19 protein-coding genes are annotated in these 24,649 nt (G+C 50.1%); 9 read left to right on the top strand and 10 right to left on the bottom strand.

What is annotated here, in order from left to right:
- Positions 1 to 75 precede the first annotated feature (75 nt).
- The 3 genes from EOE67_RS17200 (at position 76) to EOE67_RS17190 (ending at position 3,464) form a co-directional block, all read left to right on the top strand.
- On the top strand, positions 76 to 429 hold the full coding sequence (locus EOE67_RS17200) for a hypothetical protein (protein WP_127700570.1): 354 nt from the start codon (positions 76 to 78) through the stop codon (positions 427 to 429).
- A gap of 75 nt (positions 430 to 504) precedes the next feature.
- On the top strand, positions 505 to 942 hold the full coding sequence (locus tag EOE67_RS17195) for a hypothetical protein (RefSeq protein WP_127700569.1): 438 nt from the start codon (positions 505 to 507) through the stop codon (positions 940 to 942).
- 215 nt (positions 943 to 1,157) lie between these two features.
- The gene (locus EOE67_RS17190) at positions 1,158 to 3,464 is read left to right on the top strand and encodes a M14 family zinc carboxypeptidase (RefSeq protein WP_127700568.1); all 2,307 of its coding nucleotides are present in this window, start codon (positions 1,158 to 1,160) and stop codon (positions 3,462 to 3,464) included.
- Here the strand turns inward: EOE67_RS17190 and EOE67_RS17185 are convergent.
- The 3 genes from EOE67_RS17185 to EOE67_RS17175 all read right to left on the bottom strand — a co-directional run bounded on the left by EOE67_RS17185 (position 3,402) and on the right by EOE67_RS17175 (position 9,202).
- Complete coding sequence (locus EOE67_RS17185; RefSeq protein ID WP_127700567.1) at positions 3,402 to 7,391, bottom strand: PAS domain S-box protein; 3,990 nt, start codon at positions 7,389 to 7,391, stop codon at positions 3,402 to 3,404. The genes EOE67_RS17190 and EOE67_RS17185 overlap by 63 nt on opposite strands.
- 243 nt (positions 7,392 to 7,634) lie before the next feature.
- Complete coding sequence (locus EOE67_RS17180; protein WP_127700566.1) at positions 7,635 to 8,378, bottom strand: DUF481 domain-containing protein; 744 nt, start codon at positions 8,376 to 8,378, stop codon at positions 7,635 to 7,637.
- Positions 8,375 to 9,202 carry a mechanosensitive ion channel domain-containing protein gene (locus EOE67_RS17175; protein ID WP_240652860.1) on the bottom strand — a complete coding sequence of 276 codons (828 nt, stop codon included), beginning with the start codon at positions 9,200 to 9,202 and terminating at the stop codon, positions 8,375 to 8,377. The genes EOE67_RS17180 and EOE67_RS17175 overlap by 4 nt, the downstream gene beginning before the upstream one ends.
- A gap of 210 nt (positions 9,203 to 9,412) precedes the next feature.
- Here EOE67_RS17175 and EOE67_RS17170 point away from each other — a divergent pair, with 210 nt between their 5' ends.
- Complete coding sequence (locus EOE67_RS17170; RefSeq protein WP_127700565.1) at positions 9,413 to 9,991, top strand: DUF1285 domain-containing protein; 579 nt, start codon at positions 9,413 to 9,415, stop codon at positions 9,989 to 9,991.
- An 11-nt stretch (positions 9,992 to 10,002) separates the two neighbouring features.
- Here EOE67_RS17170 and hemN read toward each other — a convergent pair whose 3' ends face one another.
- A complete protein-coding gene (gene hemN, locus EOE67_RS17165; protein WP_127700564.1) occupies positions 10,003 to 11,361 on the bottom strand; it encodes an oxygen-independent coproporphyrinogen III oxidase in 1,359 nt (452 codons plus the stop codon).
- 136 nt (positions 11,362 to 11,497) lie between these two features.
- On the opposite strand from hemN, the gene EOE67_RS17160 reads away from it, so the two are divergent.
- A complete protein-coding gene (locus EOE67_RS17160; protein ID WP_127700563.1) occupies positions 11,498 to 12,778 on the top strand; it encodes a metal-dependent hydrolase family protein in 1,281 nt (426 codons plus the stop codon).
- A gap of 71 nt (positions 12,779 to 12,849) precedes the next feature.
- Here the strand turns inward: EOE67_RS17160 and EOE67_RS17155 are convergent, their stop codons facing one another.
- From EOE67_RS17155 to norR, 4 genes are all read right to left on the bottom strand, one after another.
- A complete protein-coding gene (locus EOE67_RS17155) occupies positions 12,850 to 13,314 on the bottom strand; it encodes a DUF2489 domain-containing protein (protein WP_206099647.1) in 465 nt (154 codons plus the stop codon).
- Positions 13,315 to 13,329: 15 nt separating this feature from the next.
- On the bottom strand, positions 13,330 to 13,887 hold the full coding sequence (gene yihI, locus EOE67_RS17150) for a Der GTPase-activating protein YihI (RefSeq protein WP_127700561.1): 558 nt from the start codon (positions 13,885 to 13,887) through the stop codon (positions 13,330 to 13,332).
- 778 nt (positions 13,888 to 14,665) lie between these two features.
- A complete protein-coding gene (locus tag EOE67_RS17145) occupies positions 14,666 to 14,941 on the bottom strand; it encodes a Rho-binding antiterminator (RefSeq protein WP_164852417.1) in 276 nt (91 codons plus the stop codon).
- Between the two features lie 31 nt (positions 14,942 to 14,972).
- Positions 14,973 to 16,589 carry a nitric oxide reductase transcriptional regulator NorR gene (norR, locus tag EOE67_RS17140; protein ID WP_127700559.1) on the bottom strand — a complete coding sequence of 539 codons (1,617 nt, stop codon included), beginning with the start codon at positions 16,587 to 16,589 and terminating at the stop codon, positions 14,973 to 14,975.
- A 209-nt stretch (positions 16,590 to 16,798) separates the two neighbouring features.
- Here norR and EOE67_RS17135 point away from each other — a divergent pair, with 209 nt between their 5' ends.
- The 3 genes from EOE67_RS17135 to hmpA are packed head-to-tail and all read left to right on the top strand — an operon-like array spanning position 16,799 to position 19,563.
- Positions 16,799 to 17,068: a hypothetical protein gene (locus tag EOE67_RS17135; RefSeq protein ID WP_127700558.1), complete on the top strand. Its 270-nt coding sequence runs from the start codon at positions 16,799 to 16,801 to the stop codon at positions 17,066 to 17,068.
- Positions 17,069 to 18,304 carry an NnrS family protein gene (locus EOE67_RS17130; RefSeq protein WP_127700557.1) on the top strand — a complete coding sequence of 412 codons (1,236 nt, stop codon included), beginning with the start codon at positions 17,069 to 17,071 and terminating at the stop codon, positions 18,302 to 18,304.
- Positions 18,305 to 18,345: 41 nt separating this feature from the next.
- Positions 18,346 to 19,563, top strand: coding sequence for an NO-inducible flavohemoprotein (hmpA, locus tag EOE67_RS17125; protein WP_127700556.1), 1,218 nt, complete (start codon positions 18,346 to 18,348; stop codon positions 19,561 to 19,563).
- A gap of 101 nt (positions 19,564 to 19,664) precedes the next feature.
- Here the strand turns inward: hmpA and EOE67_RS17120 are convergent, their stop codons facing one another.
- Positions 19,665 to 20,291 (bottom strand): c-type cytochrome, encoded by a 627-nt coding sequence (locus tag EOE67_RS17120; protein WP_127700555.1) that lies wholly within the window; start codon positions 20,289 to 20,291, stop codon positions 19,665 to 19,667.
- 179 nt (positions 20,292 to 20,470) lie between these two features.
- Between EOE67_RS17120 and yihA the strand changes: the two genes are divergently transcribed.
- Positions 20,471 to 21,103, top strand: a complete 633-nt coding sequence (gene yihA, locus EOE67_RS17115) for a ribosome biogenesis GTP-binding protein YihA/YsxC (protein ID WP_127700554.1) — start codon at positions 20,471 to 20,473, stop codon at positions 21,101 to 21,103.
- A gap of 691 nt (positions 21,104 to 21,794) precedes the next feature.
- On the opposite strand, the gene polA is transcribed toward yihA, so the two are convergent.
- Positions 21,795 to 24,614, bottom strand: a complete 2,820-nt coding sequence (gene polA, locus EOE67_RS17110; RefSeq protein WP_127700553.1) for a DNA polymerase I — start codon at positions 24,612 to 24,614, stop codon at positions 21,795 to 21,797.
- Positions 24,615 to 24,649 lie beyond the last annotated feature (35 nt).

Genomic DNA, 24,649 nt, shown 5'->3' with positions numbered 1-24,649 from the left:
GATTTGGGCGATTTGTGCTGATCTCGCGTATGTCACATCATTCAATTCCGACTTAAATTTCAACTCAAGCCAGCGATGACGTACACAACTCCCAAAAACCGTCTGCATTCCAAGCCCAGAGGCCAGTCACAACAGGTGCAGGATTTACAAATCTGGCGTTTGCACCAGAAAATTGTCGAGAAAATTGCGCAGGATCCGAGCTTGTGTGCCCAGGTTCAGCAATGTCTGGAACAGCGATTAGCTGCCGGGCAAGTCCGGCATGGTGAATACTTGTACTGGAGTTGTTTGTTGCTGGAGGTGCACCGGCACCAACAGTTCAGCGAAGGCGTGCTCAGTCTGGAACCACGCATCTGCAAATATCGCCGTCGCACGCCCTTTGTTGGCATTCTGACTGAGCAGGAGCGGCAGCAGATCCTGTATGGTGAGTGATTGACCCGCTATACCCGAATTTTCAATGATTTTGGGTATATACTTTTTCCAGTATTCACTCTAAGGAATTGCATAATGCCAAAGCTCGTCCGTCAAATCTTTGCAGTCGTGGTTGGTATTATCATCGGTGGTTGCGTCAATATGGCGCTGATCACTTTAAGTCCAATACTGATCCCACCGCCGACAGGGGTTGATGTCAGCAATGCCGAAAGCCTGCAGCAATCCATCCATTTATTTCAACCGCAGCATTTTATCATGCCGTTTTTAGCCCATGCGCTGGGCACCTTTGCGGGGGCGCTAGTGGCTTATCTGCTGGCGGTATCGCACCATAAACAGCTGGCGTTTGGCATCGGCGCTTTTTACTTCTGCGGCGGACTGGCAGCCTGTTTTATGATCCCAGCGCCGGCTTGGTTTATGGCCCTGGATTTATTACTAGCTTATCTGCCAATGGCCTGGCTGGCGGTGTGGCTGGGTTTTCGGCTTAGGCCCACGACTGCAATATCCCGAAGCTGAACTGCATTGTCGCGGGTCGCTCTGAAAAAAATCTATCCGCAGTCGACGATTGGAACAAATTTTAGCTCGCGACGACCCAAGCATCGTCATCCGGCGACTTGGCGCCTGTCAGCATGGTTAGGTCCACCACTGTCCCGGCAATAAAATCATGCAAAGCGCGTTTTCGTTCTTCAGCCAAGGTTTAGGCCGCAACAACTCATCCGTAGGAGCCGGTTATGTATAAATTGTCTTGGTTAACGAGTTTGCTGATTGGCTATCCGCTTTATGTGGCGCCATTCCCGGATGATCCGCGTCTGCAGGATTTTCAGCAACAACAACTACAACAGGCAACCGAAGTGCGGTTTGCGACCGCAGAATTGGCGCGGGCAGCCGCTATCAGTCATCACGATCGGTTGCTTGCCGGGCATTGGAAAGACAAAGTTCTTATTTTACAGCTCGATAGCAAGGCAAAGTCGCAACTGGCGCCGTTCGTTATCAGTATGGAGTCCGCCACACAGTGGCAAACCGCGCAAGCTGCAGCCTTCAGTCAATTGCACAACCCTAGTGAAAGGAGTGAAGCAAACCAAGCCCAAGCCGGGATCAGCGGTTTTCCTTGTTACGAAACCGTCGAAGAAAGTTATGCCATTGCTGAACAATTGGTGCGGGATTATCCGGACTATGCCAGCTGGCAACCTATCGGACCTGCCTGGGCAAAAAGCAACGGCCGCCCCGGTTACGACTTGTATGTGCTGAAACTTGGCAAAAATAATGGTATGCCAAACAAGCCGGTGCTGCTGATCAACAGCGCCATTCACGCCCGCGAATACGCCACCGCGCCTTTGATGCTGGCCTTTGCCAAATCGGTGCTGCAAGGGATTGGCACCAACGCTGATGCCGATTGGATATTGGAGCGGCAGGAAATTCACCTGCTGCTACAGAGCAACCCTGAGGGGCGGAAAATCGCGGAAGGCGGCTTGTTGTGGCGCAAAAACATCAATGATCTCAGCTGCAGTGCCGGTAATTATGGTGTTGATTTAAATCGTAATTTTAGTTTTGGTTGGAACAGCGTACCCGGTGGCAGCAGCGGCGATAGCTGTGACTTAACCTATCGTGGAGTCAGTGCCGGCTCTGAACCGGAAACGCAAGCCTTGCAACAATATGCGCGTGCGGTGTTTCAAGATAACCGGGGTCCGCTGCGCACCGATGCTGCGCCAGCAACGACGCCGGGTATTCATCTGGATATTCATAGTTTCAGCGAGCTGGTGTTATGGCCCTGGGGTGAAAACGCCACCCCGGCACCCAACGGTGCGGCATTGCAAACGTTGGGTCGAAAGCTCGCTTGGTTTAATGATTATCTGCCAACGCAAGCGGTAGGTTTGTATCCAACTGACGGTACCACCGATGGCGTTAGTTATGGTGAACTCGGTGTCGCTGCTTACACCTTTGAAATTGGCACAGCGTTTTTTCAATCCTGTGCGGTTTATCAGAACCAGATTTTGCCTGACAATTTAAAAGCCTTGTGGTACGCCGCACGCGTCTCGGCAGCGCCTTATTTACTGCCTGCCGGGCCGGAAGTGCAGGCGCTAACGCTGAATACCGTTGATGGCAAAGTGCGGCAGGATCAAAGTTTAACCCTGCAATTTACCCTGACGGACCGTCAAACCAATCAGCAAAATGGCGTTGAACCAAACCAGCCCATCACTAAAGCTGAGCTTTTTATCAATCAATTCCCAACTGGCGCCGTGGCTGCTGATGTCGTGTTAAGTGCCAAGGATGGTGCTTTTGATAGTGCTGTGGAGCTTATCAGCGGCACTTTAAGCGGCTTGCCGCTTGGCAAACACCGGCTTTATCTGCGGGGAACTGACGCTTCCGGGCAGGCTGGCCCGGTATACGCAAGTTACGTCGAAGTGACTCCCGCGCAGGAAGATCCGCTGATTTCATTGGATTTTAGTGTGCAGTGCCAGTTTTTACGTTGTACTTTCCAAAACCTCAGCCAGGTCGCAACGGGCAGCAACCTCGCATTTAGCTGGCAGTTTGGTGCAGGACAAAGCAGTCAGGCGAGTGCGACGCAATTTGTGTTTAGCGCTGCCGGAAGTTATCCGGTGAGCCTAAGTACCGTCAGTTTAGGGCAGCCGCGGCTGGTGACCAAGACCGTGACGGTATTTTCCGAACCCCAGGTCAGTTTTAGCAGCAGTTGTAGCAACTTAGTTTGTGACCTCACCGCCAGTGCCAGCAGCGGTAATGGCGCTATCACTCAATATAACTGGCAACTGGGCAGCGCGGTCGCTAGTGGTAATCCACTACGTTTTACTTTTAGCGGCGCTGGCAGTTATCCGGTGACGTTAACCGTGCAGGACGCCGCCGGACAACAGGCCAGCAGCAGCCAGACGTTGACAGTCACCGCGCCACCCCCGCCGCCACCTGCAGTCACCGCTGAAAAATCATCGGGCGGCAGCTGGCCTTGGGTGTTGAGTCTGAGTTTAGGCTTGTTGTGTTGGAATCGTCGCCAGCGGCGATGGTGCGAGATGGATAGGCTGCGGTAGCTGTTGTTGCAGCAGCAATTCGAATTTTTCGGCGGGCACCGGCGGGCTGCAGTAGTAACCCTGATAATGGTCGCAGTGTTGCTCGCGCAAGAACTCCAGCTGGGTGGCCGTTTCCACGCCTTCCGCCAGTACTTTAAAGCCCAGGGTATGGGCGATGCCGATAATGGCAATGGCAATTTCCATATCGTCATTGCTGCCCGGAATGTCGTCGATAAACTTTTTATCAATTTTCAAAACATCAAGCGGAAAGCGCTTCAGGTAAGCTAAAGACGAATAGCCCGTGCCAAAATCGTCAATCGCCAGCCGGATCCCGAGACTACGCAGCTGATTCAGCGTGGCAATGACCGCTTCTTCGTTTTCCATCAAGGCACTTTCGGTCAGTTCCAGCTCCAACGAATGCGGCGGAAAGCCGGTTTCAGCAAGGGTTTCGGTCACCAGTGCATGCATATCAAACCGTTTAAACTGAATGGGCGACACATTCACCGCCAGCGTTAATTTGGGCAGACCTTGTGCCAGCCATTGTTGACCCTGACGACAGGTTTCCTGCAGCACAAAGTGGCCGATGTCGTTGATCAGGCCACAAGCTTCCGCCACCGGAATAAAGCGCGCTGGTGAAATCATGCCCTGTTCCGGGTCAAACCAGCGCACCAACGCTTCGGCGCCAATGATCCGGCCACTGTTGATTTCCACTTGCGGCTGATAAAACACCCGCAGCTGGCCAAGTCGCAGCGCTTTGCGCAAATTCGCTTCCATGGTCAGCCGTTCCCGCGCGCCCTGGGTAAATTCATCGGAGAAAAAAGTATAGGTATTGCGACCGGCGGCCTTGGCTTTGTACAGCGCGGCATCGGCGCCTTGCAGTAAATTGAGGGTGGTGTTGGCATGTTGCGGGTACACGCTGATGCCAATGCTGACACCGAGGGTGACTTCGTATTGATCAGCCAATAACCAGGGCTGGCAGAATTCGGCAATCATTTTCACCGCGACCCGGGCGGCGTCTTCCGGCGATTGCAACGGCGTGACCAAAATAGCGAACTCATCGCCACCCAGTCTGGCCAGGACATCAACATTGCGACAAAGCTGTTTTAATTTTCTGGAAACCTGCAGCAGTAATTCGTCCCCCAGCAGCTGGCCATAACTGTCGTTAACGTCTTTAAAATGATCTAAATCAAGCACCAATACGGCACAACCTGTACTGTCGCGGCGGGCAATTTTCAGTGCTTGTTCGACTAATTGCAGAAATAAATGCCGGTTTGGCAGATGGGTTAATTCGTCGTGCTCGGACAAAAACGCCATTTCAGCTTCGGTGGCGCGGATCTGCGATAAATCGGTAAAGATTGCGGCGTAATGGCTTACCCGTTGTTGCTCATCAAACACCGCGCTGATGCTGAGTTGCAGCGGTAAGGTTTCGCCATCTTTGCGCCGGTTGACCACCTCACCTTGCCAGTAGTGTTGCTGTTCCAGCATGTTCCACATCTGCTGATAAAATTCCGGGCTGTGCCGACCAGAGCGCAGTATGGATGGCGTTTGCCCAATCAACTCGGCTTCAGAGTAACCAAACAGTTGTGCCATCGCCGGATTGATAGAAATAATCCGCCGCTCGGTGTCGGTGATAATAATGCCTTCCCGACTGCTGTTAAAAACCGCTGACGACAACCGCAACGCTTCGTCCTGTTTTTTGCGCTCGGTTAAATCCAAATCCATACAGAAAATTTGTGCCGGCCGGTCTTTTAACTTCACCACAGCGTGGCCGGAATACACCGGCACCAGCGTACCGTCTTTGCGCTTGAGTAGTAATTCTTCGGACGGGATCGTCGTGCCGGTTTCAGCCATGCTGGTGATGGCTTGTCTGACGCCTTCGCGCATAAAATCCGGAATAATTAAATCCAGTAAATTGCTGCCAATCGCTTCTTCTTTGCTGTAGCCATAGACTTTTTCGCTGGCTTTATTCCAATAAAAAGTGGTGCCGTCGGCTTCATAACCCTGCACCGAAATTTCCGGCGTATTGTCCAGCAAGGTGCGAAAACGTAACTCACTTTCCATCCACTGTTGTTCGGCGCGTTTTTGCACCGTGATGTCTTCAATTTCCAGTAATAAGTGACTTTGCTGTTTTTGCGTCACAATGGCGCGCAGACAATATTTTTGCCAGTACACCTGACCGTCGGTGCGCACCACTTCTAACTGCCCTTGCGCCAGATCCATCCCGGTGATCACCTGTAACATGGCTTCAGCGATCACCGGTTGTAACTCAGCCGGGTAAATACTGGTGAGCTGCTGCCCGATAATCGTGTCGGCCTGTAAGCCGGTTAGGCGATCAAATTGATGATTTACATAAGAAATTTTTGCCGCGGCGTCGCAAATAATGATCGCGATCGGGCTTTGTTCCACCGCTTTTGACAATAAATCAAAACGCGCTTTGGCATCGCTGCGTTCCACCAAAAACGCCGCCAGACTGATGGTAAATTGAATGAGATCCTGCTCTTCGGGATTAGGCTCCCGTGCCTGCGCCGAATAAATCGCAAAAGTACCTAACAACGTTTTCTGGCTGCTGAAAAACGGCGTTGACCAGCAGGCTTGTAACCAGTCAAAGGGTTGGATCAATGCCTGAAAATCCTGCCACAACAAATCGGTGGATACATTACTGACGATCACCGGTTTACCGGTCGCAGCGGCCGTACCACAAGAACCATTGCCGTAGCGGATCGGCAGGCCATCGACCAGTTGGTTGTATTCATCGGGTAAACTTGGGCCAGCCGCGACTCGCAGCTGCTGTTTAGGTAAATCCGCCAGCAAAATAGAGCACTTAAGTGAAGGTAGTTGCTGTTCGACAAAATTCACCAGCTCGGTTAATAGTTCTTCGACCGGGGCATTGTCCAAAAGCCGATGCAATAAATGAGTTTGGGCATGTTGTTTCAGCAGCTGTTGCCGCCGCTCGCGAATATTCTGGAAACACAGCACCAACACAGTGCCATTGTCGGATCGTGGCACCGGCATCACCCGGTAGGCGCAAGGCAGCATATCGCCATGACGGTCAACCAGCAAATCGGTTTCACCCTGTAATGGCGCGGGTTTTTCAATCAGGGCGGCAATATCCCGCCAAGCCGCCAGCGCTGTTTTTTGTTTGGCGATCAGCGTCAGCATGGGTAATCCGAGCACCTGTGAAATGCTGGTATACCCAAGCTGCTGCAACGCCGCCTGATTCACAAAAGTAATGTCGGTATTGGCGGCGATGCCGATAATGGCGTCACCGGTGGCATCCAGCAGCAATTTGACTTGGGCCACACTGGATTCCTGCGCCAGAGTGGCTTGTTTTTTGGCGTCGATATCTTCGATGACGGCAATAAAATACGCTGGTTCGGTTGTGGTTTCCTGCTGCATCGATACCGACAAATTAGCCCAGAAATAGCTGCCGTCGCGGCGTCGATAGCGTTTTTCCATATCGTAATGTTCAATGTTGCCCTGGCTAAGCGCTTCGACTTTTAGTAAATCGTCAGCTAAATCATCGGGGTGGGTGACATCGTGAAAGCTACGGCCAATCAGGGCGTCAGCGTCATATTGCAACATCTGCGAAAAGCGCTGATTCACGCGCAAAAACTGCCCTTCGATGCTGACATGCGCCATGCCGACCGCTGACTGGCCAAAGGTACTGTCAAAACGCTGATGGGCTACCATCGCTTGTTGCTGATAGTCACGGCGCTGCAAATAAAACCAGCTCATCAGCCACAGTGACACGCCCAGTAATACCCAGCCATTGTAAAGGTGCAGCTGCTGTGCCTGCTCAGCGGGCATCAGTTGTGAGGTCAGATACAGATCAAATTCGGTCAGCCAACAACAAGCCAGCACGGCAAACAATACTGCGGCGAGTAGTGAATGCAGGTCAGTCGACGACGACTTCGTTGAGTCTGCTGTTCCTTCTTCCGCCATTGTCATTGGCTTCCTTTGTAAGGTCGGTCGCTGCAGTGTTGTCACCCCGATTGCAGACGATACCAACTTCAGATTGTCAGCGTCAGTTGTTTCTGATATGGGGTTTTGTACACTGGAATTTGCTAAATTAAGCTTAGCTCAAGTCGTTGGAAAGGCCACAAATTTCCGTTGAGTGGCGAGGTGCAGCCGCTGAACTGTGCTGCTGAGATGACAAAAATCCGGCCGCAATGGACCGGATTTTCAGAGCAATTAAAACGAATAAACCAGTGTCAGTGACGTCTGGGTGTCGGTTTTTTTCTTGCCCAGCGGTACATCACTATCGTTCATCACCAGGAAGGCTGCTTTCATCTGCATTTTGCCGTTAATTCTGGCGCTGACCGATGACTCGGCGCCGGTTCGGGTGTTGTTTTCACCCATCTCGACACTCAAGGTTTGCTTAAAATCAGCGGTGTCAGAGAGTTTCCAGTTCAAAGTCGCCGCACCCCGCACCATAGCGCCGTTTTCGGTGATGTCATCAGAAGTGCGACCGGTGTAATAACCAGGACCGATTTCCGCTTCCAGCGTTTTGCTGTCATCTTCATATAATCGGTCGCCGTAACCAACTGACACTAAAGCATATTTGGTGTAGGCGCCAAAGGTGTCATCAGTGTAAGAACCAAACACGTACAGTTTGGCGTGGTCGGCATCGAGTTTGTAACCACCTTTCCCTGAGACAAAAAACCGCTCGGCCGATTTTTCAGTGACTTTGTCACCGGCGGCGTTGGTCAGTTCATCTTCTTTGTAAAATGCAGCGAAAGCGTATTCATTGCTCCATTTTTCCAGTTCTTGTTTACTGTCAATTTTGCCGGTGATTGAGGTGCCTTTGGTATTACCCGAAGTGGCAATCGCGCCTAATTCAGCCGAGGTTGACCATGGTTTGACGGCTTCTTCAGCCTGGCTGCCGACGCTGCATAACAATAGTGTCGACAACAGTAATGGTTTATTCAGTTTCATTCCTTTTCCTCTTTTCTCAGATGCAAGGACATTTGCGGGTAAGGGATTTCGATACCTTCCTGGTCAAATGTCAGTTTCACTTGTTCCAACGTGTCCCAATAAACCTGCCAATAGTCAGTGGATTGTACCCAGGAGCGCACAATCAGCTGCACGGCTGAATCCGCCAGTGCGTTCACGGCAATCACCGCTGCCGGATCTTTTAAAATACGTGGATCGGCTGCCACGATCTCCTCCAATAACTGCTTGGCTTTACGCAGATCGGAGTCATAGCTGATGCCAATCGTCAGATCGACCCGCCGTTGTGGCTCGGCCGAGTAATTCACAATGGCGCCGCCGGTAATTTGTGAGTTCGGCACAAAAATCTTTTTATTGTCGCCGGTTTTAAAAACGGTCTGAAAAATGTCGATGCGCTCAACCACGCCGCTGATCCCGGCCACGTCGACAAAGTCACCGGCTTTAAACGGCCGGAATACGATGATCAATACACCAGATGCAAAGTTCGACAACGAACCCTGCAATGCCAGCGCCACGGCAAGACCAGCAGCGCCTAAGATAGCGATAAACGAAGCGGTTTGAATACCAAGATGGGACAGCGCAATCAGCGCAACGGCAATTAAGATAGCAGCGTAAACAATGCTGCTTAAAAATGACACCACAGCGCGGTCAACTTTGCGGTGCAGTAAGGCTTTGCCAATCAGTGTGGACACGCCACGTGCCAGAGTGCGGCCGATATAAAAGATAATGATAGCGACAGTCAGATTCATCGCAGTGGAAATGATAATATCTTGATTTTTTTCGATATATTCTAAAGTTTGACTCAGCAAAACCAAGGCTCCTTTTGATATTGGTTAAGGTTGAACAGCGGCATCTGCTGGTTCGCTGCTTTGTTCTGGTTTTATTATCATAACGTGAAACATCGATATTGTGCGTTTTGACCTTTGATTAAAGCTCACAACAACAGCCAGTTAGGCCTATGCTGCAGACAGTGTCAGCGGCAACATTAACCTTATGTCAGCAAAGTACGGAATCACCATATGGATCTCTCCCTGTTACAACAACAACTGAAGCAAGGCCGCAGCGCGCCGCTGGAATCCTGGCATCCGCCATTTTGTGGTGAGATCCCAATTCGGATTGACCGCGAAGGCCAGTGGTTTTACCAACAAAGCCCGATTGGCCGCATTGAACTGGTGAAACTGTTCAGCTCGGTATTACAGTATAAAAATGACCGTTATGTGCTGACCACGCCAGTGGAAGAAGTGGCAATTCAAGTTGATGACGCACCGTTTTTGCTTGTGAACTGGCAATGGCAGGACAGCGACCTTGGCCCTTTGCTGCAAATGACGACTAATTTAGGGACGGAATACTTAATTTCGGCTGAATATCCGGTCCAGCTGCAGGCTGAACCGGGTTCTGGTTCGGGCTCTGGTTTACGCTCTGGTTTATTGTTGCCTTATTTGCAATTGCCACGTGGATTAACAGCGAAATTCAGCCGCGCGCTGTTTTATCAGCTGGCGGAACAGGCGACTTTGCAGGTCATAGCCGGGGAAAACCACTTTGTGCTGCAAAGTGGTGGTTATCAATTTAGTTTGGGCTTGGCGGAGGAAAGCGCCTAACACAGGGTGGCTTAAATCACTTGTGAATATTGCTGACTTTGCGGCAATAAATAAGCATCAAAACAAGCAGCCAGCACCCGTACCCAGGGGCGGCCCAGCGTGGTGACTTTGAGTTGCTGCGATGTGAGTTCTACCAAACCATCTTGCTGACACCGGGTTAGTTGCGCCAGACTGCTGGAAAAATAGCTGGCAAAATCAAGTTGCCATTTTTCGGCAAACTTTTCAGTATCAAGCCGAAAATTACACATCAATTCCGCAATCAGATCAGCGCGGATTTGGTCATCCAGACTTAACGCCATGCCTTTATCAATGCTGTGGCCCAACTCAAGTTGCTGCCGGTAATAGAGATTTAAATCTTTCTGCTGCTGCCAGATTTGATTGCCGACCTGACTGATGGCCGATACACCAAGTCCCAACATCGCCGGACAGTTATCGGTGGTATAACCCTGAAAGTTGCGTTGCAATTTACCTTCGCGCTGTGCAATCGCCAGGCTGTCATGCGCTTTGGCAAAATGGTCCATGCCAATCGCCTGATAACCGGCCTGCCCGAGCTTTTTGACAGATAATGCCAACAACTCAAGTTTTTGTTGGGCATTGGGTAGCGCTTCACTGGGAATTTTACGCTGGGCGGCAAAACGCTCTGGTAAATGGGCATAACTGAATAACGATATACGATCCGGATCCAGCTGCCTCACTTGCTGCAAAGTTGCGGTGAAGCTGTCCGGATGTTGAAAAGGTAAACCGTAGACTAGATCCAGGTTTACTGAGCTAAATCCTAGCTGTCTGGCGGCCAGCACTAATGTTTCTACCAGTTGATAACTTTGCTGGCGATGAATCGCTAACTGCACTTTTTCGTCAAAATCCTGCACCCCAAAGCTGACCCGGCTAAAACCAAGTTCACGTAGCAGCCGCAGTTTTGGGACATCACAACTGCGTGGGTCAATTTCGATGCTCAGTACCGCATCAGCGGCAAAGTTGAATTGCTGCCTTAATAACAGCATCAGCTGCGTTAATTGTTGCTGATCTAGGAAGGTTGGTGTGCCGCCACCCAAATGTAGCTGGCTGACCTGCTTGTTGGCAGTCACCCGCTGGTAAAACTGTATTTCCCGCGCTAGCGCCTGAATGTAACGGTCGGCTTTAGTCTGATCACGGCTAATCACTTTGTTGCAGCCGCAGTAATAACAAAGTTCACGGCAAAATGGCAGATGCAGATACAAACTTAATTCTGGGCCACTTTGTGCCAGCGCCTGCAAAGCGTTTGCTGCGCCATAGCCACTGCGTAATAACAGTGCTGTCGGGTAAGAGGTGTAACGTGGACCTTTGGTGTTGTACTTGCGGACCAGTGCTTCGTCCCAGATCATGGTGTTCATATCGCATTCGCCTATTCTTGACTGGTGGCAGTATAAGCACTGTGATTTATTAGGCTTTGATCCAAAACAAAGTTAGATCTCCGTATAACAAACCAGAGCGCAGCCAATGTCGTTGCCTCAACACCCGGGAACCAACATGAAACCAATCAAAATTATCTTGTGCAGCGGTGCGTTATTGCCATTGTTAGCACCAGCCGCCACCCTCATTCACGCTGGCACCGTGATTACCGCCGAAGGCTCACAGGTTTTACGTCAACACACACTGGTGATTGATGGCGACAAAATCAGCGCTATTGAAAGTGGTTATCGCCAGCCTGCTAGCGGCGATACGCTGATTGATTTGAGTAAACACACCGTGCTGCCGGGTTTAATGGATATGCACACCCACTTTTCATATCAGAGTAGCCCAACGTCTTATACCGAAGGCTTCACCATGAATGAAGCTGACGTTGCCTTACGCGGCGCGGTGTACGCGAAAAAGACCCTGCTGGCCGGTTTTACCACAGTGCGGGAACTGGGCGACAGCCATCACATTAGCACTGCGCTGCGCAAAGCCATTACTGCTGGTTATACCGAAGGGCCGCGGATTTTCACGGCCGGTCGTTCAATTGCCACCACCGGTGGCCATGCGGACCCAACCAATGGCGTGTCGTATGAGCGGATGGGCGACCCCACTCCGGCGGACGGCGTGGTCAATAGCGTGGAAGATGCGCGCAAAGCAGTACGGCAGCGTTACAAAGAAGGCGCTGATTTGATTAAAATTACCGCCACCGGCGGTGTACTCAGTGTCGCGAAAAGTGGCATGAATGCGCAGTTTAAAGACGAAGAAATAAAGTCGATTGTCGATACCGCCAAAGATTATGGTTTTACCGTGGCGGTGCATGCGCATGGCAAAGAGGGTATGGAGCGGGCGATTAAAGCCGGCGTCAGCTCGATTGAGCACGGCACTTTTATGGACGATAAAACCATGGCGCTGATGAAGCAATACGGTACTTATTATGTCCCGACTATCAGTGCCGGTAAGTACGTGGCCGAAAAAGCCAAAGTGCCGGGCTTCTTCCCTGAAATGGTGCGACTGAAAGCGGCGGCAATAGGGCCACTCATTCAGCAAACCTTCGCCCGTGCCTACAAAGCCGGGGTTAAAATCGCCTTTGGTACTGACGCCGGGGTCGGCATGCATGGCGATAACTGGCAAGAATTTGTGTTTATGACCGAAGCCGGGATGCCGCCATTGGCCGCACTGCACAGCGCTACCATCGAAGGCGCCAAGTTATTGGGCATGGCGGAAACGCTGGGTAGCATCAAAACCGGTAAAATTGCCGATATTATCGCGGTGCCAGGCGATCCGCTGGCGGATATCAGTGTGATGGGTAAAGTGAATTTTGTGATGAAAGCTGGTGTGGTTTATAAAGACTAAATAAACGACTTTGTCAAAAAAGCAAAACCGGGCATCAGCCCGGTTTTTGGTATTCGTGGTGGAGCAGATCGTTAATGCCGTTGCTGTAACAACTCCAGCAAGCCGCGAATATCCGTTTCGATCGACTCTTTTAACTGAATTTCAGTTTGCTGACGCAGATGATCCTGACGGCGTAATTCCTTTTTATCCAGCTCTTTGCGTGCTTCGTGGGTCGGCATTGCTTTGACACAATCGTACATCGCAAACAATCCCGGCCAGCGGCTGGATTGGGCTAAGTCAGGTTGCAGGTTTTCCAGCAACACCCAAATCCGCAGTGCCGCTTCGGATAATTCACACTGTTGTTCCAGCGTGGCTTTACCGATAAGCAGAATGCTGTCGAGCAAATACTGTTGATGTTCAGCCTGTTTTTGCAGGTGTACCAGCAATGCCTGCTGCTGCCGTCGTTGTTGCGCACGCAGTTGAAACAATATTTGTCCCAGATAAAACGCCAGACCTGCGACAACCAACACACCAAGTCCAAACAACACATACCACATCAAATGATCCGTCCGTTATTCACCCAGCAAGTCTTTACGCCAGTCAACCTGCTGCAGTTTACTCAGCTCGTCTAATTCTTCTTCTTGCTCGTCTTCTTCGTCATCTGCAACATCCAGACCCAGCAACGTCAGCAGTTCAGAATGACGGGCAGTTTTGGCGTTGAAGTACTTGGCATCTTTGCCGGTCAGCGTTTCGCCTTGTTCCATCCGCTCCAGCAATTCTTGCAGTTTTTCATCCTGTTCCAGTTGCTCTAATTCAACCTGCGGTGGAATTTCAACTGGCTTGGCTTTGGCAAGTAAAGCTTTTGGTGTGGTTTGTGGTGCGAGCAGCTTCTTCTCGGCCACGGTCACGACCAGTGGAATTGGCGTTTTGCTGCCATGGCGGGGATCTTTGTTTTTGTTGCTGCTATCGGTGGTTTTATCCGCATGCACCGCATTGCGGCTACCGGATTTTAAGCCTGCACCTTTTTTCTTGGATTCTACAGGGCGTTCACGTTCCTGGCGGGCTTCTGCAGTGGGTTTATGCCGAATACCAAGCTGGCCGGAGGTACGTGCTTTCTTTTTGCGAGTCATAATGTCTACCTGTAGAAAAGGGCGCGTATTTTAACCAGTTTTCACCACGCTGCCTATGTATTTCGCGTGGATCCGAATAATACTGCATTTACAGCTTAGACAAGTCTGCAGCCTGGGGTAGCGTGTGCTGGCGATAAAACGGCTACTGACGGCAAGCCATGGTGATAAAAACCAAATCGCAGATAAAACAAAACGGCGGGAAGTGAAACTTGCCGCCGTTCGAAGGTTTGCACCGAAAGGTGCTGAATTTTTTGAGATCATCCTGACTTACGTGAGACACCCTGTCTGGTCAGTTTCCATATATTGTTAGGTCATTTCCCTATACAAATCATTATTCGCGATCGTCCTAATACTTTTTTAATCTTCCTTGCTCGCGTTAAAAACGCTGACATCAGTGACGATGTCTTGATGAATGTACCGAAGCACTTATGCTTTCCGTGCTTAAAAATTCCATTTTGTTGAGATGTTACAATCTGTAACGGGGTTTAATTTACACCTATTGCGCAGAATGACAAGACTGTGCACAAAAAAAAACCACAAAAAAATTGAACCATTTCAGAGTGTCAAATTAAATCAGCTAGTTAGCATGAATTATCAGCTGAGGTTGATGTATTACTGTAATTTTTCGGGCGTAAATCTTACGCTGCGTGTGAGATATATCTCACAGGATGGCAGGTGCGGGTTGGTTTTTAGATCAATTTGGTCGCAATTTGGTCGCAACATAAAGCGTTTTCGGCACAAAGATTGTGAATTTTCGAAGTGGCGGCTACACGGCCGGCTACATAGCGCAGCTGCCTGCTGGGTGCAACCAGATCTGCGCCAGTGGTGCTCCAGCAGTTAATACCTCGATATACTGGATCTGTAACAGCGGCACTTCCAGCTGTTCACCCTGTTGCTCCAGCAGCAGAAATTCTTCTGCTGCGCTACTGCGGGTATTCTTGGCCAGACCTTGTACCAGAGATCCATTCAGCAGATGGAGCACCACCTCGTAGCGCCGCATACAGATAATTTCAACATGATCATGGATATCGCAGGCAATAATTACCGGGTTCATTTTTGGCTCCTTTTTTTGCCACACCGTTTGGTTATGGCAGTGTAGACCTTGTCGGACTATGGCCGCCATGAACCGTTTTTTCGACGCTGATGCCCAATCTTTTGGCCAGGCGGGACAGATTCGCCCGATCCAGCTCCAGCAGCTTTGCCGCTTGGCTCCAATTGCCGGATGTGCTTTGTAACATTTGCAAAATTTGTTGTTTTTGAAATTCGTCGGTTGCGGTTTTTAAACTTGTGCCGGTGACGACTTCCCTTGGTAACTGTAGGTCGGCGCTGGATACAATGGTTGGGGGCGCGGTGAATGGCGTATTGGTATGAAGCTCCAGATGTGCTGGCATTAAGGCAATAATGTCCCCGGCAGTCGAGTCTTTACTGGCTTTAAGCGCCGCGCGGCTGATCACATGCTCCAGTTCCCGCACATTACCAGGCCAGTTGTATTGCAACAGTTGCAATTGCGCCGCCGGACTCAGCTTTAATTGGCGTAAGCCCAGTTTTCGCGCTGTCAGTTCCAGAAAATATCCGGCCAGCAGCAGCACATCCTGCTGCCGGTCTTTGAGCGCAGGGACCGTTATAGGGTAGACCGACAGCCGGTGATATAAATCGGCCCGAAACCGGCCAGCAGCCACTTCAGCAGCTAAATCGCGGTTGGTGGCCGCAATCACCCGCACATTAACGGTTTTTACATCGTCTTTGCCAACCGGCTGAATTTCACCACTTTGCAGCACCCGTAATAATTTACTTTGCACCGCAAGTGGCAATTCACCCACTTCATCGAGAAAAATAGTGCCGCCATCAGCGAGCAAAAATTTGCCCGGACGATCGCGATCGGCGCCGGTAAAAGCGCCTTTGGCATGACCGAACAACTCACTTTCCGCCAATGTTTCCGGCAATGAGGCGCAGTTTAAATGCACCAGCTGTTGTTTTACCCGCCTGGATAACAGATGCACAGTACGGGCAACCAGCTCTTTCCCGACGCCGGTTTCGCCCTGAATGAGCACGGTGTAGTCGGAAGCGGCCACCAGTTGAATATCACTTTTAAGCGCCAGCATGCTGCTGCTTTGACCAATTAATTCGCCGCCTTCCCGGGTCAGCGCTTCGTGGGTCAGTTCTTCCACCAAATCTTGCGCCTGCCGGGCACTTTGCTCGAGCTTTTTCAGCTGCACCGCAGTTTTTAAAGTGGCCGCCGACATCGCCGCAATCAGCTGCAGCGTCCGTTCGGCAATCGCAGAAAAAGCATCGGGTTTCAGGCTATCCAATGTCACCACGCCCATCAGTTGGCCGTCGGAGTACAAAGGCAACCCCATACAGGAATGCACCGGCAAATCGCCGGCCTGCGCCAGCAATAAACCGTCATATGGGTCGGCCAGGGTGGTGTTGGACGCAAAACGCACCGGATCAGTGCTTTGGCAAATGATCAAAAGGCGCGGGTGGTCTTTCAGCCAAAAGCGGCGGCCTAAAGTGTCAGCGGTCAGCCCCTGAATAGCCAGCGGCTGCAACAGCTCGCCCTGATAGGACAATAACACCACGGCGTCGCAGTTGATGGCCTTGCGGATTGAGCTCAGCAACCGATCAAACCGATCGCTGCTGGTAATGCTATTGGCTAAATCCAGTGCCACTTCCAGCAACAAAGTTGAATTTAATTCGGCCATAGCGGTTCCGGTGGCAAAAGGAGTTTCGTAAATTGTGTCATAACAAATCTAATTTGTCATTTTGACTCATTATTAACGGAGTCATTATGACTCCGTTTGATTGAGGTTATTTTGTAACTAAATGAAATATAACAAATAAATAAGTGGCATCAGAACTGCAATATCTCAGTGAACCACAGCGGAGTCAGGGGACTCCCAAGGAGCCTGTTATGTTGCATTTAGCCCAAGTTTTCCACCATCAACAGCTGTCTGCCAGCGATCAGTTTGAAACTCTGTTATTGGTCGCCAACACGGTTTTAGCCTTATCTTTTTGTCTGCTGCTAGCGACCATTCTGGTGTGTTATCCGCTCGCTGCGCTGTTTTCATTTGAACTGCAACTGGCTAGCCACGTCACGTTAATTTTCAGCGCGACCTTACTGAAAATAGCTTATATCTGCCGCTGTATTGCGCAATATGAGCTGCATCAGGAAGTGCGTTAAATGGCGCGCAAAGATCCAACTTTACACAATATCCATTGGCCGGAAACTTCCGACGGATATGCCAAACCCTGGTCATCTGCGGCACTTTTCGCGTTGGCATTCCGGCCATTTTTTCTGGCAGGCGCCAGCTGGGCTTTGATCGCAATAGCGATGTGGGCTTTATGGTTCAGTGGCTTGCTGACATGGCAGCTGGCGTTTCCTCCTTCGCTTTGGCACGCCCATGAGATGTTATTTGGCTTTGGTGCGGTTGTCGCCGTCGGCTTTTTACTCACCGCCGCCCAAAACTGGACCGGACTGCCCAGCCTGTCCGGCAAGCCGCTATTTCTGCTCAGTCTGCTCTGGTTAACCGCCCGATTGAGTCTGTTATTTTCGGCATTTCCGCCGCTGTTATGGCTATTTATGCTGACGCAATTGTTGTGGTGGTGTGGCGCGATTTATAGCTTAGCCAGTTTACTGATCCGGGCGAAAAGTCGGAATAACTACCTGTTTATTCCACTGTTATCGGTGATGGCGCTACTCAATACCGGTTTTGTTTTTGCAGTCTCCATCCAACAATTTGCCCTTGCAGCCCACCTGAGTCATAGCGTGATCCTGCTGTTTTGCATGTTGATGGGCATTGTCGGTGGCCGGGTGATCCCGTTTTTTACCGCCAGAGCGCTTGGTCTGGAGCAACAGAAAACCCCGCTGTTGGATAAAATCTTATTACCGCTATCGGTGCTTGGCACTGCGATGTTTCTGCTTGGTTTTTTTGTCGAACTGCCACTTCGAGCCGGTTGGATCATGTTGCTGCTTGGGGTTTTGCATCTATTACGGCTGATTTATTGGACGCCAGGGAAAATCTGGCAAGTGCCGTTGCTCTGGTCGTTACAGCTGGCTTATCTGGCGCTCGCCTTGGGTTTGTTGCTGTTAGGGCTGAGCGATTTAACCCAGCTGATCCCATTTAAAGATGTGCTGCATTTACTCAGCATCGGTGCGATGGCGGGCATGATCCTGGCCATGATGGCGCGGGTGTCCTTAGGCCATACCGGCCGCGCGTTGCAGGTCGGAAAAATGTTAAGCCTGGCTTTTGGCTTGTTATTGCTGGCCGGGCCACTACGTATGTTTGCGACTTTATCCGGTTTTCCGCTGTTGTTCTGGCAAGTGAGCGCTCTGCTCTGGCTTTGCGCCTTTGCCATTTTCCTCTGGTTTTATTGGCCCATCCTGACCCAGCCACGCGCTGATGGCAGACCGGGTTAACTTGTACTGTAAGTTGTTTAAATTAGATGAGGTTTTACTCTATGTGTTCCGCCCAGTTGTCTGCAAAAACTATCGCTATCGTCAAAAGCACAGTCCCACTTTTGGAAAATGCTGGAGTCGCGATCACCAACCATTTTTATCAACGGATGTTTCGGTTGAATCCTGAGCTGAAAGATATTTTTAATATGACCAATCAGCAGAGTGGTCGGCAGCAATTTGCGCTGTTTAGTGCCATTGCTGCTTATGCCAAAAATATTGATAACCTGTCGGTGCTGACCGAAACGGTTGAGCGGGTGGCGCATAAACACACCAGCTTTTTTATTCAGCCAGCGCACTATGACATTGTTGGCCATCACTTAATTGAGACCTTGCGCGAGCTGGCTCCGGACGCCTTTACCGCAGATGTTGAACAAGCCTGGACTGAAGCTTATGGCGTGCTCGCCAATATTTTTACCGGTCGGGAGCGCCAGTTATATCAGCAGACCGAACAACAGCAAGGCGGCTGGTATGGCCCGCGGCGGTTTAAGGTGCAACAAAAAGTTCCGGAGTCGGCGCTGGTCACAAGTTTTGTGTTAGTACCGCAGGATGGCGAAGCGGTGGTGGATTTCCAGCCTGGGCAATATTTGGGGGTGAAAGTTAAACCAGCGAATTGCGACTATTTTGAGATCCGTCAATATTCGCTTTCGGACAAAGCTAATGGCCATAGTTACCGCATCAGCGTCAAACGTGAAACTGGTGAGGTCGCCGGCCCCGTTGTTGGATTAGTGTCAAATTACTTACATGACCATATTCAGGAAGGCGACGAGCTGGATATTTTACCGCCAGCCGGTGATTTTTTTCTGCAATCGGCTCATCTCCCCACTGTGCTGATTTCGGCAGGTGTGGGTCTAACACCGATGATGTCGATGTTGGAGAGTATTGTGGCGTTAAAACAACAGACACCAGTGTATTTTCTGCATGCTTGTGAAGATCAAGCGCAGCATTCCTTTGCCGGCCGTGTGCAGCAGTTGGCGCAGGATTATCCGTTGTTGCAGCATTTTTGCTGGTATCGCAACGCGCCGCAAATGATTGAATCAAATCAGTTTACTGGCTTGATGGATATTGCAGCCGTTGCTAGCGTAATGCCGCTGCAAAGTGCCAACTTTTACCTCTGTGGTCCTACTGGTTTTATGAAGGCCGTGAAGGAGCAGCTGTTAGCATTGGGTGTTGGATCGGCGCAGATCCACTATGAAGTATTTGGTCCGCATGCAGATTTTTAATCGCAGGGGTTTTTAGACATCAAGATTTATAGTGGAAGCCATTTGTAAAAAATAAAGGCCTGATGCGAGTCAGGCCTTATTTTTGCTGCAAAAACTAACAATTAATGCAGGCCGCCCAGATATTTTGACAGTACTTCGATATCTTCGTCGGTCAGCTTTTTCGCAATGTCGCGCATCATGCCATTCATGTCATTGGCGCGGGTGCCGCTGCGGAAAGATTCCAGCTGCGCTTTAATGTATGCAGGGTGCTGGAAAGAGATTTTTGGAAAGTTCGCCAGGCTGTGGCCAACACCACGTGGGCCGTGACAAGCAATACAAGCTGCAATGCCACGATCCATATCACCAGCGCGGAATAATTGCTGACCGCGGGCGACCACATCTTCCGGCGTTGAACCTGATTTCATCGTCTGGCTGGCGTAAAACACCGCCAAATCTTTCATATCCTGATCGGATAAAGCTGCAACCATGCCGCCCATCACCGCGTTGTTACGACCTTCTTTGCCGCCAGAAGTCATACCGGCTTTAAATTCTTTCAGTTGTTTGTAAATGTAGCCAGCGTGTTGGCCAGCAATTTTCGGATACATATCGGTTGGGCTGTTGCCATCAGGGCCATGGCATGCAGCACAAGTGGCTGATTTTGCTTTACCTGCTTCTGCATTGCCTTCAACCGCAAAGACCTGGCCAACTAACCCTAAAAAAAGCATGACTGGAAGTGCGAATTTTTTCATGTTTATCCGTCTCTGTTCAGCGTGAACCTGCAAAAAGCAGGTATAAAAGATAATAACCCTAAGAATTATGGCTATTTTACACGAAACTTAGCCAGATAAAATCCCATTCAAGCGGCTAATGCTTCTTCAGATCAACTAGATCCGCTACACTATAGCCAAATTTGACGTCGGAGTGAGTTGTGTACAAAGCAAAATTTAATTATCAGCAGACCAGTTTCTTAACCAGTGCCCCGGATATTACCGCGTTGCCACCTGATACCGGCATTGAAGTGGCGTTTGCTGGGCGGTCCAATGCGGGTAAATCCAGTGCTTTGAATACGCTTACCCGGCAAAACGGTCTGGCCAGAACCAGTAAAACGCCGGGTCGGACGCAACTGATTAATACGTTTCGTTTAGCCGATGAAAAACGTCTGATCGATTTACCCGGTTATGGTTTTGCCAAAGTGCCGTTAGCGGTGAAAGAAAAATGGCAAAAGTCATTGGGTGAATACCTGATGAAACGGCAAAGTCTAAAAGGGTTGGTGGTATTAATGGATATCCGCCATCCGCTGAAAGATTTAGATCAGCAATTGATCCACTGGGCAGTTGAAAGTCAGCTGTCGGTATTATTGCTGTTGACCAAAGCTGATAAATTAAGCCCAGGCCCACGCAAGAAAACCCTGCTGGAAGTGCGTGAAGCATCATTGGCCTTTATGGGTGATGTCACAGTGCATACGTTTAGCTCGCTCAGTAAACAAGGTTTAACTGAATTAGAGCAAGTATTAGATGATTGGTACGGCCGTGATGCGGACGATGCGCCTGCTGCAGAGTAATAGCGTCTTATAGCCAGAATCATCATTTTGGGGTAACCGATGTAAGCTAATCGGCTACCCACTGCCTTTCTGAACGTTTCAACCAACCGCCAGTTCAATTATCCTTGCCGTTTTTAGCCAAAATCCAATTTACGATCCCCCAAAAAAGAAAAACCGGCGTCTCAGAGAGAAGCCGGCATAGCAAACGGGGAGAAGCTATCAATAATTTCAAATCAACAGGGTGTCTTGCTAGCAAGACGTCGCCATTATACATAGATTTATGAATGTTTGAAGTATTTACTCTAAAAAATCTAATAAATTTTCAGATTTTGAATAAAAAAAACGCCCCACTGCAAGCAGTGGGGCGGCTAAATAAGCCTACTTTCTATTCAAAATCAAGCGGTAAAGCTTGTTTCTGTTGAAAGATAGAACATCTTACCTCTGTACCCTACAGATTTGATTCTACTCAGGTGCGTTCAAAAAGCAAGCGCATTATGTAATAAAACAACATAAAATTACTTTCAGCTGAAATTTTACGAAGAATCGTAATTAAATTACCGGATTTGTGGTGGCAGCAATGCGACGGGCAGAAAAGAAAAAGCCTCTGCAAAGTCAGAGGCTAAAAGGGAATTACCAGGAATGTGGATGTTCACAGTCAATCAGACGCTGCTGTGCTCAACAAGTTCCAACAGTTTCTGATTTATTTTCAAAATTAATGTGCTTCATCCCAATTCATGCCAGAACCAGCTTCAGCCAGCAGCGGTACATCAAGTGCCGCCGCTTGTTGCATCAAACCGACTATTTGCTGTTGAAACTCCGGCAGCATGGTGGCGTCGACTTCAAACACTAATTCATCGTGGACCTGCATAATCATCTTGATCTTGGCTGGATCTTGCTGCTGCAACCATTGATCAACAGCCAGCATGGCAATTTTGATAATGTCTGCTGCAGTGCCCTGCATCGGCGCATTGATAGCAGCCCGTTCGGCGCCTTTTTTGCGACCAACGTTTTTGCTATGAATTTCCAGCAGGTATAAACGGCGACCAAACAAAGTTTCTACATAGCCTTGCTCATGCGCTTGCTGGCGGGTGCGCTCCATATAATCCAGCACGCCGGGGAAACGGGCAAAATAAGTATCGACATAATGCTGGGCTTCACCACGGCTAATATCGAGTTGCCGCGCCAGGCCAAAAGCGGACATGCCATAAATTAAACCAAAATTCACCGCTTTAGCGCGGCGCCGTTGCTCGGTTGTCACTTCAGAAAGCTCGACTCCAAATACTTCAGCAGCGGTTGCCCGGTGAATATCCAGGCCTTTGGCAAAAGCATCCAAGAGCGCCTGATCTTGCGACAAATGCGCCATGATCCGCAGTTCAATCTGCGAATAATCCACCGCCAGGATCCGTTTCCCCTCAGGCGCAATAAACGCCTGCCGAATGCGGCGGCCTTCTTCGGTGCGGATCGGAATATTCTGTAAATTGGGCTCGGTCGAACTGAGCCGACCCGTTGCGGCAACGGCTTGATGATACGAGGTATGCACCCGGCCAGTGTCCGGATCGATACTTTGCGGCAGCTTGTCGGTGTAAGTTGATTTCAGCTTGGCCAGAGTGCGATGCTCGATAATCACTTTGGGCAGCGGATAATCGTGCGCCAGTTCGGTGAGTACCTCTTCGGCAGTTGACGGAATGCCGGTCGGCGTTTTTTTCAGGACCGGTAAACCTTGCTCGGTGAACAAAATTTCCTGTAACTGTTTTGGCGATGACAAATTAAATGGTTTGCCGGCCAATTCATGCGCCTGCAATTCCAGTTCGCCAATCCGCGTGCTCAGAAACTCACTTTGCTTTTGCAGCAGGGCGGCATCAATCAACACGCCACCACGCTCCATCCGTGATAATACCGGCAGTAGCGGCATTTCGATGTCTTGTAACACCTTCACCAGGCCAGGGTTTTCAGCCAGTTGCGGCCACAAAGCAAGGTGTAATTGCAAAGTGACATCGGCGTCTTCAGCAGCATACTCGGCGGCTTTTTCCAGTTCAATCTGGTTAAAGGTCAGTTGTTTCGCCCCTTTGCCGGCCAGTTCTTCAAAGCTGATGGTTTGATGACCCAAGTATTTCAACGCCAGACTATCCATATCATGACGACTGCCAACGCTGTTCAGCACATACGACTCGAGCATGGTGTCGAACTTGATGCCGCGCAGCTCAATCTGGTAACGCGCCAGGATACTCATGTCATATTTCAGGTTTTGACCGACTTTGGCTTTGCTGTCATCTTCAAGCCATGGCTTTAAAGCGGCCAGCACCAAATCACGAGCAAGTTGCTCCGGCGCGCCAATGTAATCATGGCCAACCGGAATATACCAAGCCAGTCCCGGTGCTGTGGCGACAGAGATGCCGACCAGTTCAGCCTGCATGTAATTGAGGCTGGTGGTTTCGGTATCAAAAGCGACCAACTCGGTTTGATTAAGCAGGGTGATTAATTGCTGTAACTGCTCGCTGGTCAGTACCGTCTGATAGTTGCTGCGATCAAGCTGCGCTGAGTTACTTGCTGGCTCGGCAGGCGTTGTTGTCACAGTGACATTCGAGCCATCGGATGGACTCGTTGGTGTTTCTGTTGCAGAAACCAGTGGCCTCGCGGCATTAATTTTTTCGGCACTTTGCACTTCCGACAACCAGCGTTTAAATTCGCAAAGCTGATACAGCTCCGCTAACTTGCCGTAGTCCGGTGTTTTCAGGTGTAATTCATTAAATTGCATCGGCAATTCAACATCAGTTTTGATGGTGGCCAGCTGATACGACAGTTCCAACTGCGGCTGAAACTCACGCATTTTGTCGGCGATGGTTTTACTGCCACGAAAGCCAAGGGCGGCAATATCGTCTAGCCGTTGGTATAAAGTCTGAATCGAACCAAGGCCTTGCAACAAGGCTTGGGCAGTTTTTTCGCCAACCCCCGGCAAACCAGGAATATTGTCGGCTTTGTCACCCATCAACGCCAAAAAGTCGATGATTAGCTCTGGCCCCACGCCAAATTTTTCGCGCACGCCTGCAGGATCAAGGATGGTGTCGGTCATGGTATTAATCAGCGTGACATGCTGATCAACCAGCTGCGCCATATCCTTATCGCCGGTTGAAATCAGCACATGGCGGCCAGCGGCACTCGCCTGTACAGCCAGCGTGCCAATCACGTCGTCCGCTTCCACGCCGCTGATACACAACAACGGCAGGCCGAGCGCATGAATAATCTGATGCAGTGGCTCAATTTGCGTGCGTAAATCGTCCGGCATTGGCGGACGATGTGCTTTGTAGTCGGCATACATGGTATTGCGAAAGGTCGGGCCTTTGGCATCAAATATCACCACCATCTGACTGGGGTTATATTGGCGTAACAGACTTTTCAGCATGTTCACCACACCATAAATAGCACCGGTGGCTTCACCTTTGGAATTGGTTAAATGTGGTGGCGAATGATAAGCACGGAATAAATAAGAAGAACCATCCACCAGGATCAGTGGATCAGCAGGGATTTGCACCATGAGCGAAGCTCCGAAGATTTTTAACCAAGGATGCC

It is taken from the genome of Rheinheimera riviphila (genome assembly GCF_004005945.1).
Classification (GTDB): Bacteria; Pseudomonadota; Gammaproteobacteria; order Enterobacterales; family Alteromonadaceae; genus Pararheinheimera; species Pararheinheimera riviphila.
Note: the sequence above shows the minus strand (reverse complement) of the source record. Positions and strands in the feature narration are given on the sequence as shown.

Excerpts from the sequence above, each read along its gene's own strand:
- EOE67_RS17160 (WP_127700563.1), top strand. The coding sequence starts at position 11,498 with ATGAAACCAATCAAAATTATCTTGTGCAGCGGTGCGTTATTGCCATTG.
- EOE67_RS17145 (WP_164852417.1), bottom strand. The coding sequence starts at position 14,941 with ATGAACCCGGTAATTATTGCCTGCGATATCCATGATCATGTTGAAATT.
- EOE67_RS17120 (WP_127700555.1), bottom strand. The coding sequence starts at position 20,291 with ATGAAAAAATTCGCACTTCCAGTCATGCTTTTTTTAGGGTTAGTTGGC.
- EOE67_RS17195 (WP_127700569.1), top strand. The coding sequence starts at position 505 with ATGCCAAAGCTCGTCCGTCAAATCTTTGCAGTCGTGGTTGGTATTATC.
- polA (WP_127700553.1), bottom strand. The coding sequence starts at position 24,614 with ATGGTGCAAATCCCTGCTGATCCACTGATCCTGGTGGATGGTTCTTCT.
- EOE67_RS17200 (WP_127700570.1), top strand. The coding sequence starts at position 76 with ATGACGTACACAACTCCCAAAAACCGTCTGCATTCCAAGCCCAGAGGC.
- EOE67_RS17180 (WP_127700566.1), bottom strand. The coding sequence starts at position 8,378 with ATGAAACTGAATAAACCATTACTGTTGTCGACACTATTGTTATGCAGC.
- EOE67_RS17170 (WP_127700565.1), top strand. The coding sequence starts at position 9,413 with ATGGATCTCTCCCTGTTACAACAACAACTGAAGCAAGGCCGCAGCGCG.
- yihI (WP_127700561.1), bottom strand. The coding sequence starts at position 13,887 with ATGACTCGCAAAAAGAAAGCACGTACCTCCGGCCAGCTTGGTATTCGG.
- hemN (WP_127700564.1), bottom strand. The coding sequence starts at position 11,361 with ATGAACACCATGATCTGGGACGAAGCACTGGTCCGCAAGTACAACACC.
- EOE67_RS17190 (WP_127700568.1), top strand. The coding sequence starts at position 1,158 with ATGTATAAATTGTCTTGGTTAACGAGTTTGCTGATTGGCTATCCGCTT.
- EOE67_RS17135 (WP_127700558.1), top strand. The coding sequence starts at position 16,799 with ATGTTGCATTTAGCCCAAGTTTTCCACCATCAACAGCTGTCTGCCAGC.
- EOE67_RS17155 (WP_206099647.1), bottom strand. The coding sequence starts at position 13,314 with ATGTGGTATGTGTTGTTTGGACTTGGTGTGTTGGTTGTCGCAGGTCTG.
- hmpA (WP_127700556.1), top strand. The coding sequence starts at position 18,346 with ATGTGTTCCGCCCAGTTGTCTGCAAAAACTATCGCTATCGTCAAAAGC.
- norR (WP_127700559.1), bottom strand. The coding sequence starts at position 16,589 with ATGGCCGAATTAAATTCAACTTTGTTGCTGGAAGTGGCACTGGATTTA.
- EOE67_RS17185 (WP_127700567.1), bottom strand. The coding sequence starts at position 7,391 with ATGACAATGGCGGAAGAAGGAACAGCAGACTCAACGAAGTCGTCGTCG.
- EOE67_RS17130 (WP_127700557.1), top strand. The coding sequence starts at position 17,069 with ATGGCGCGCAAAGATCCAACTTTACACAATATCCATTGGCCGGAAACT.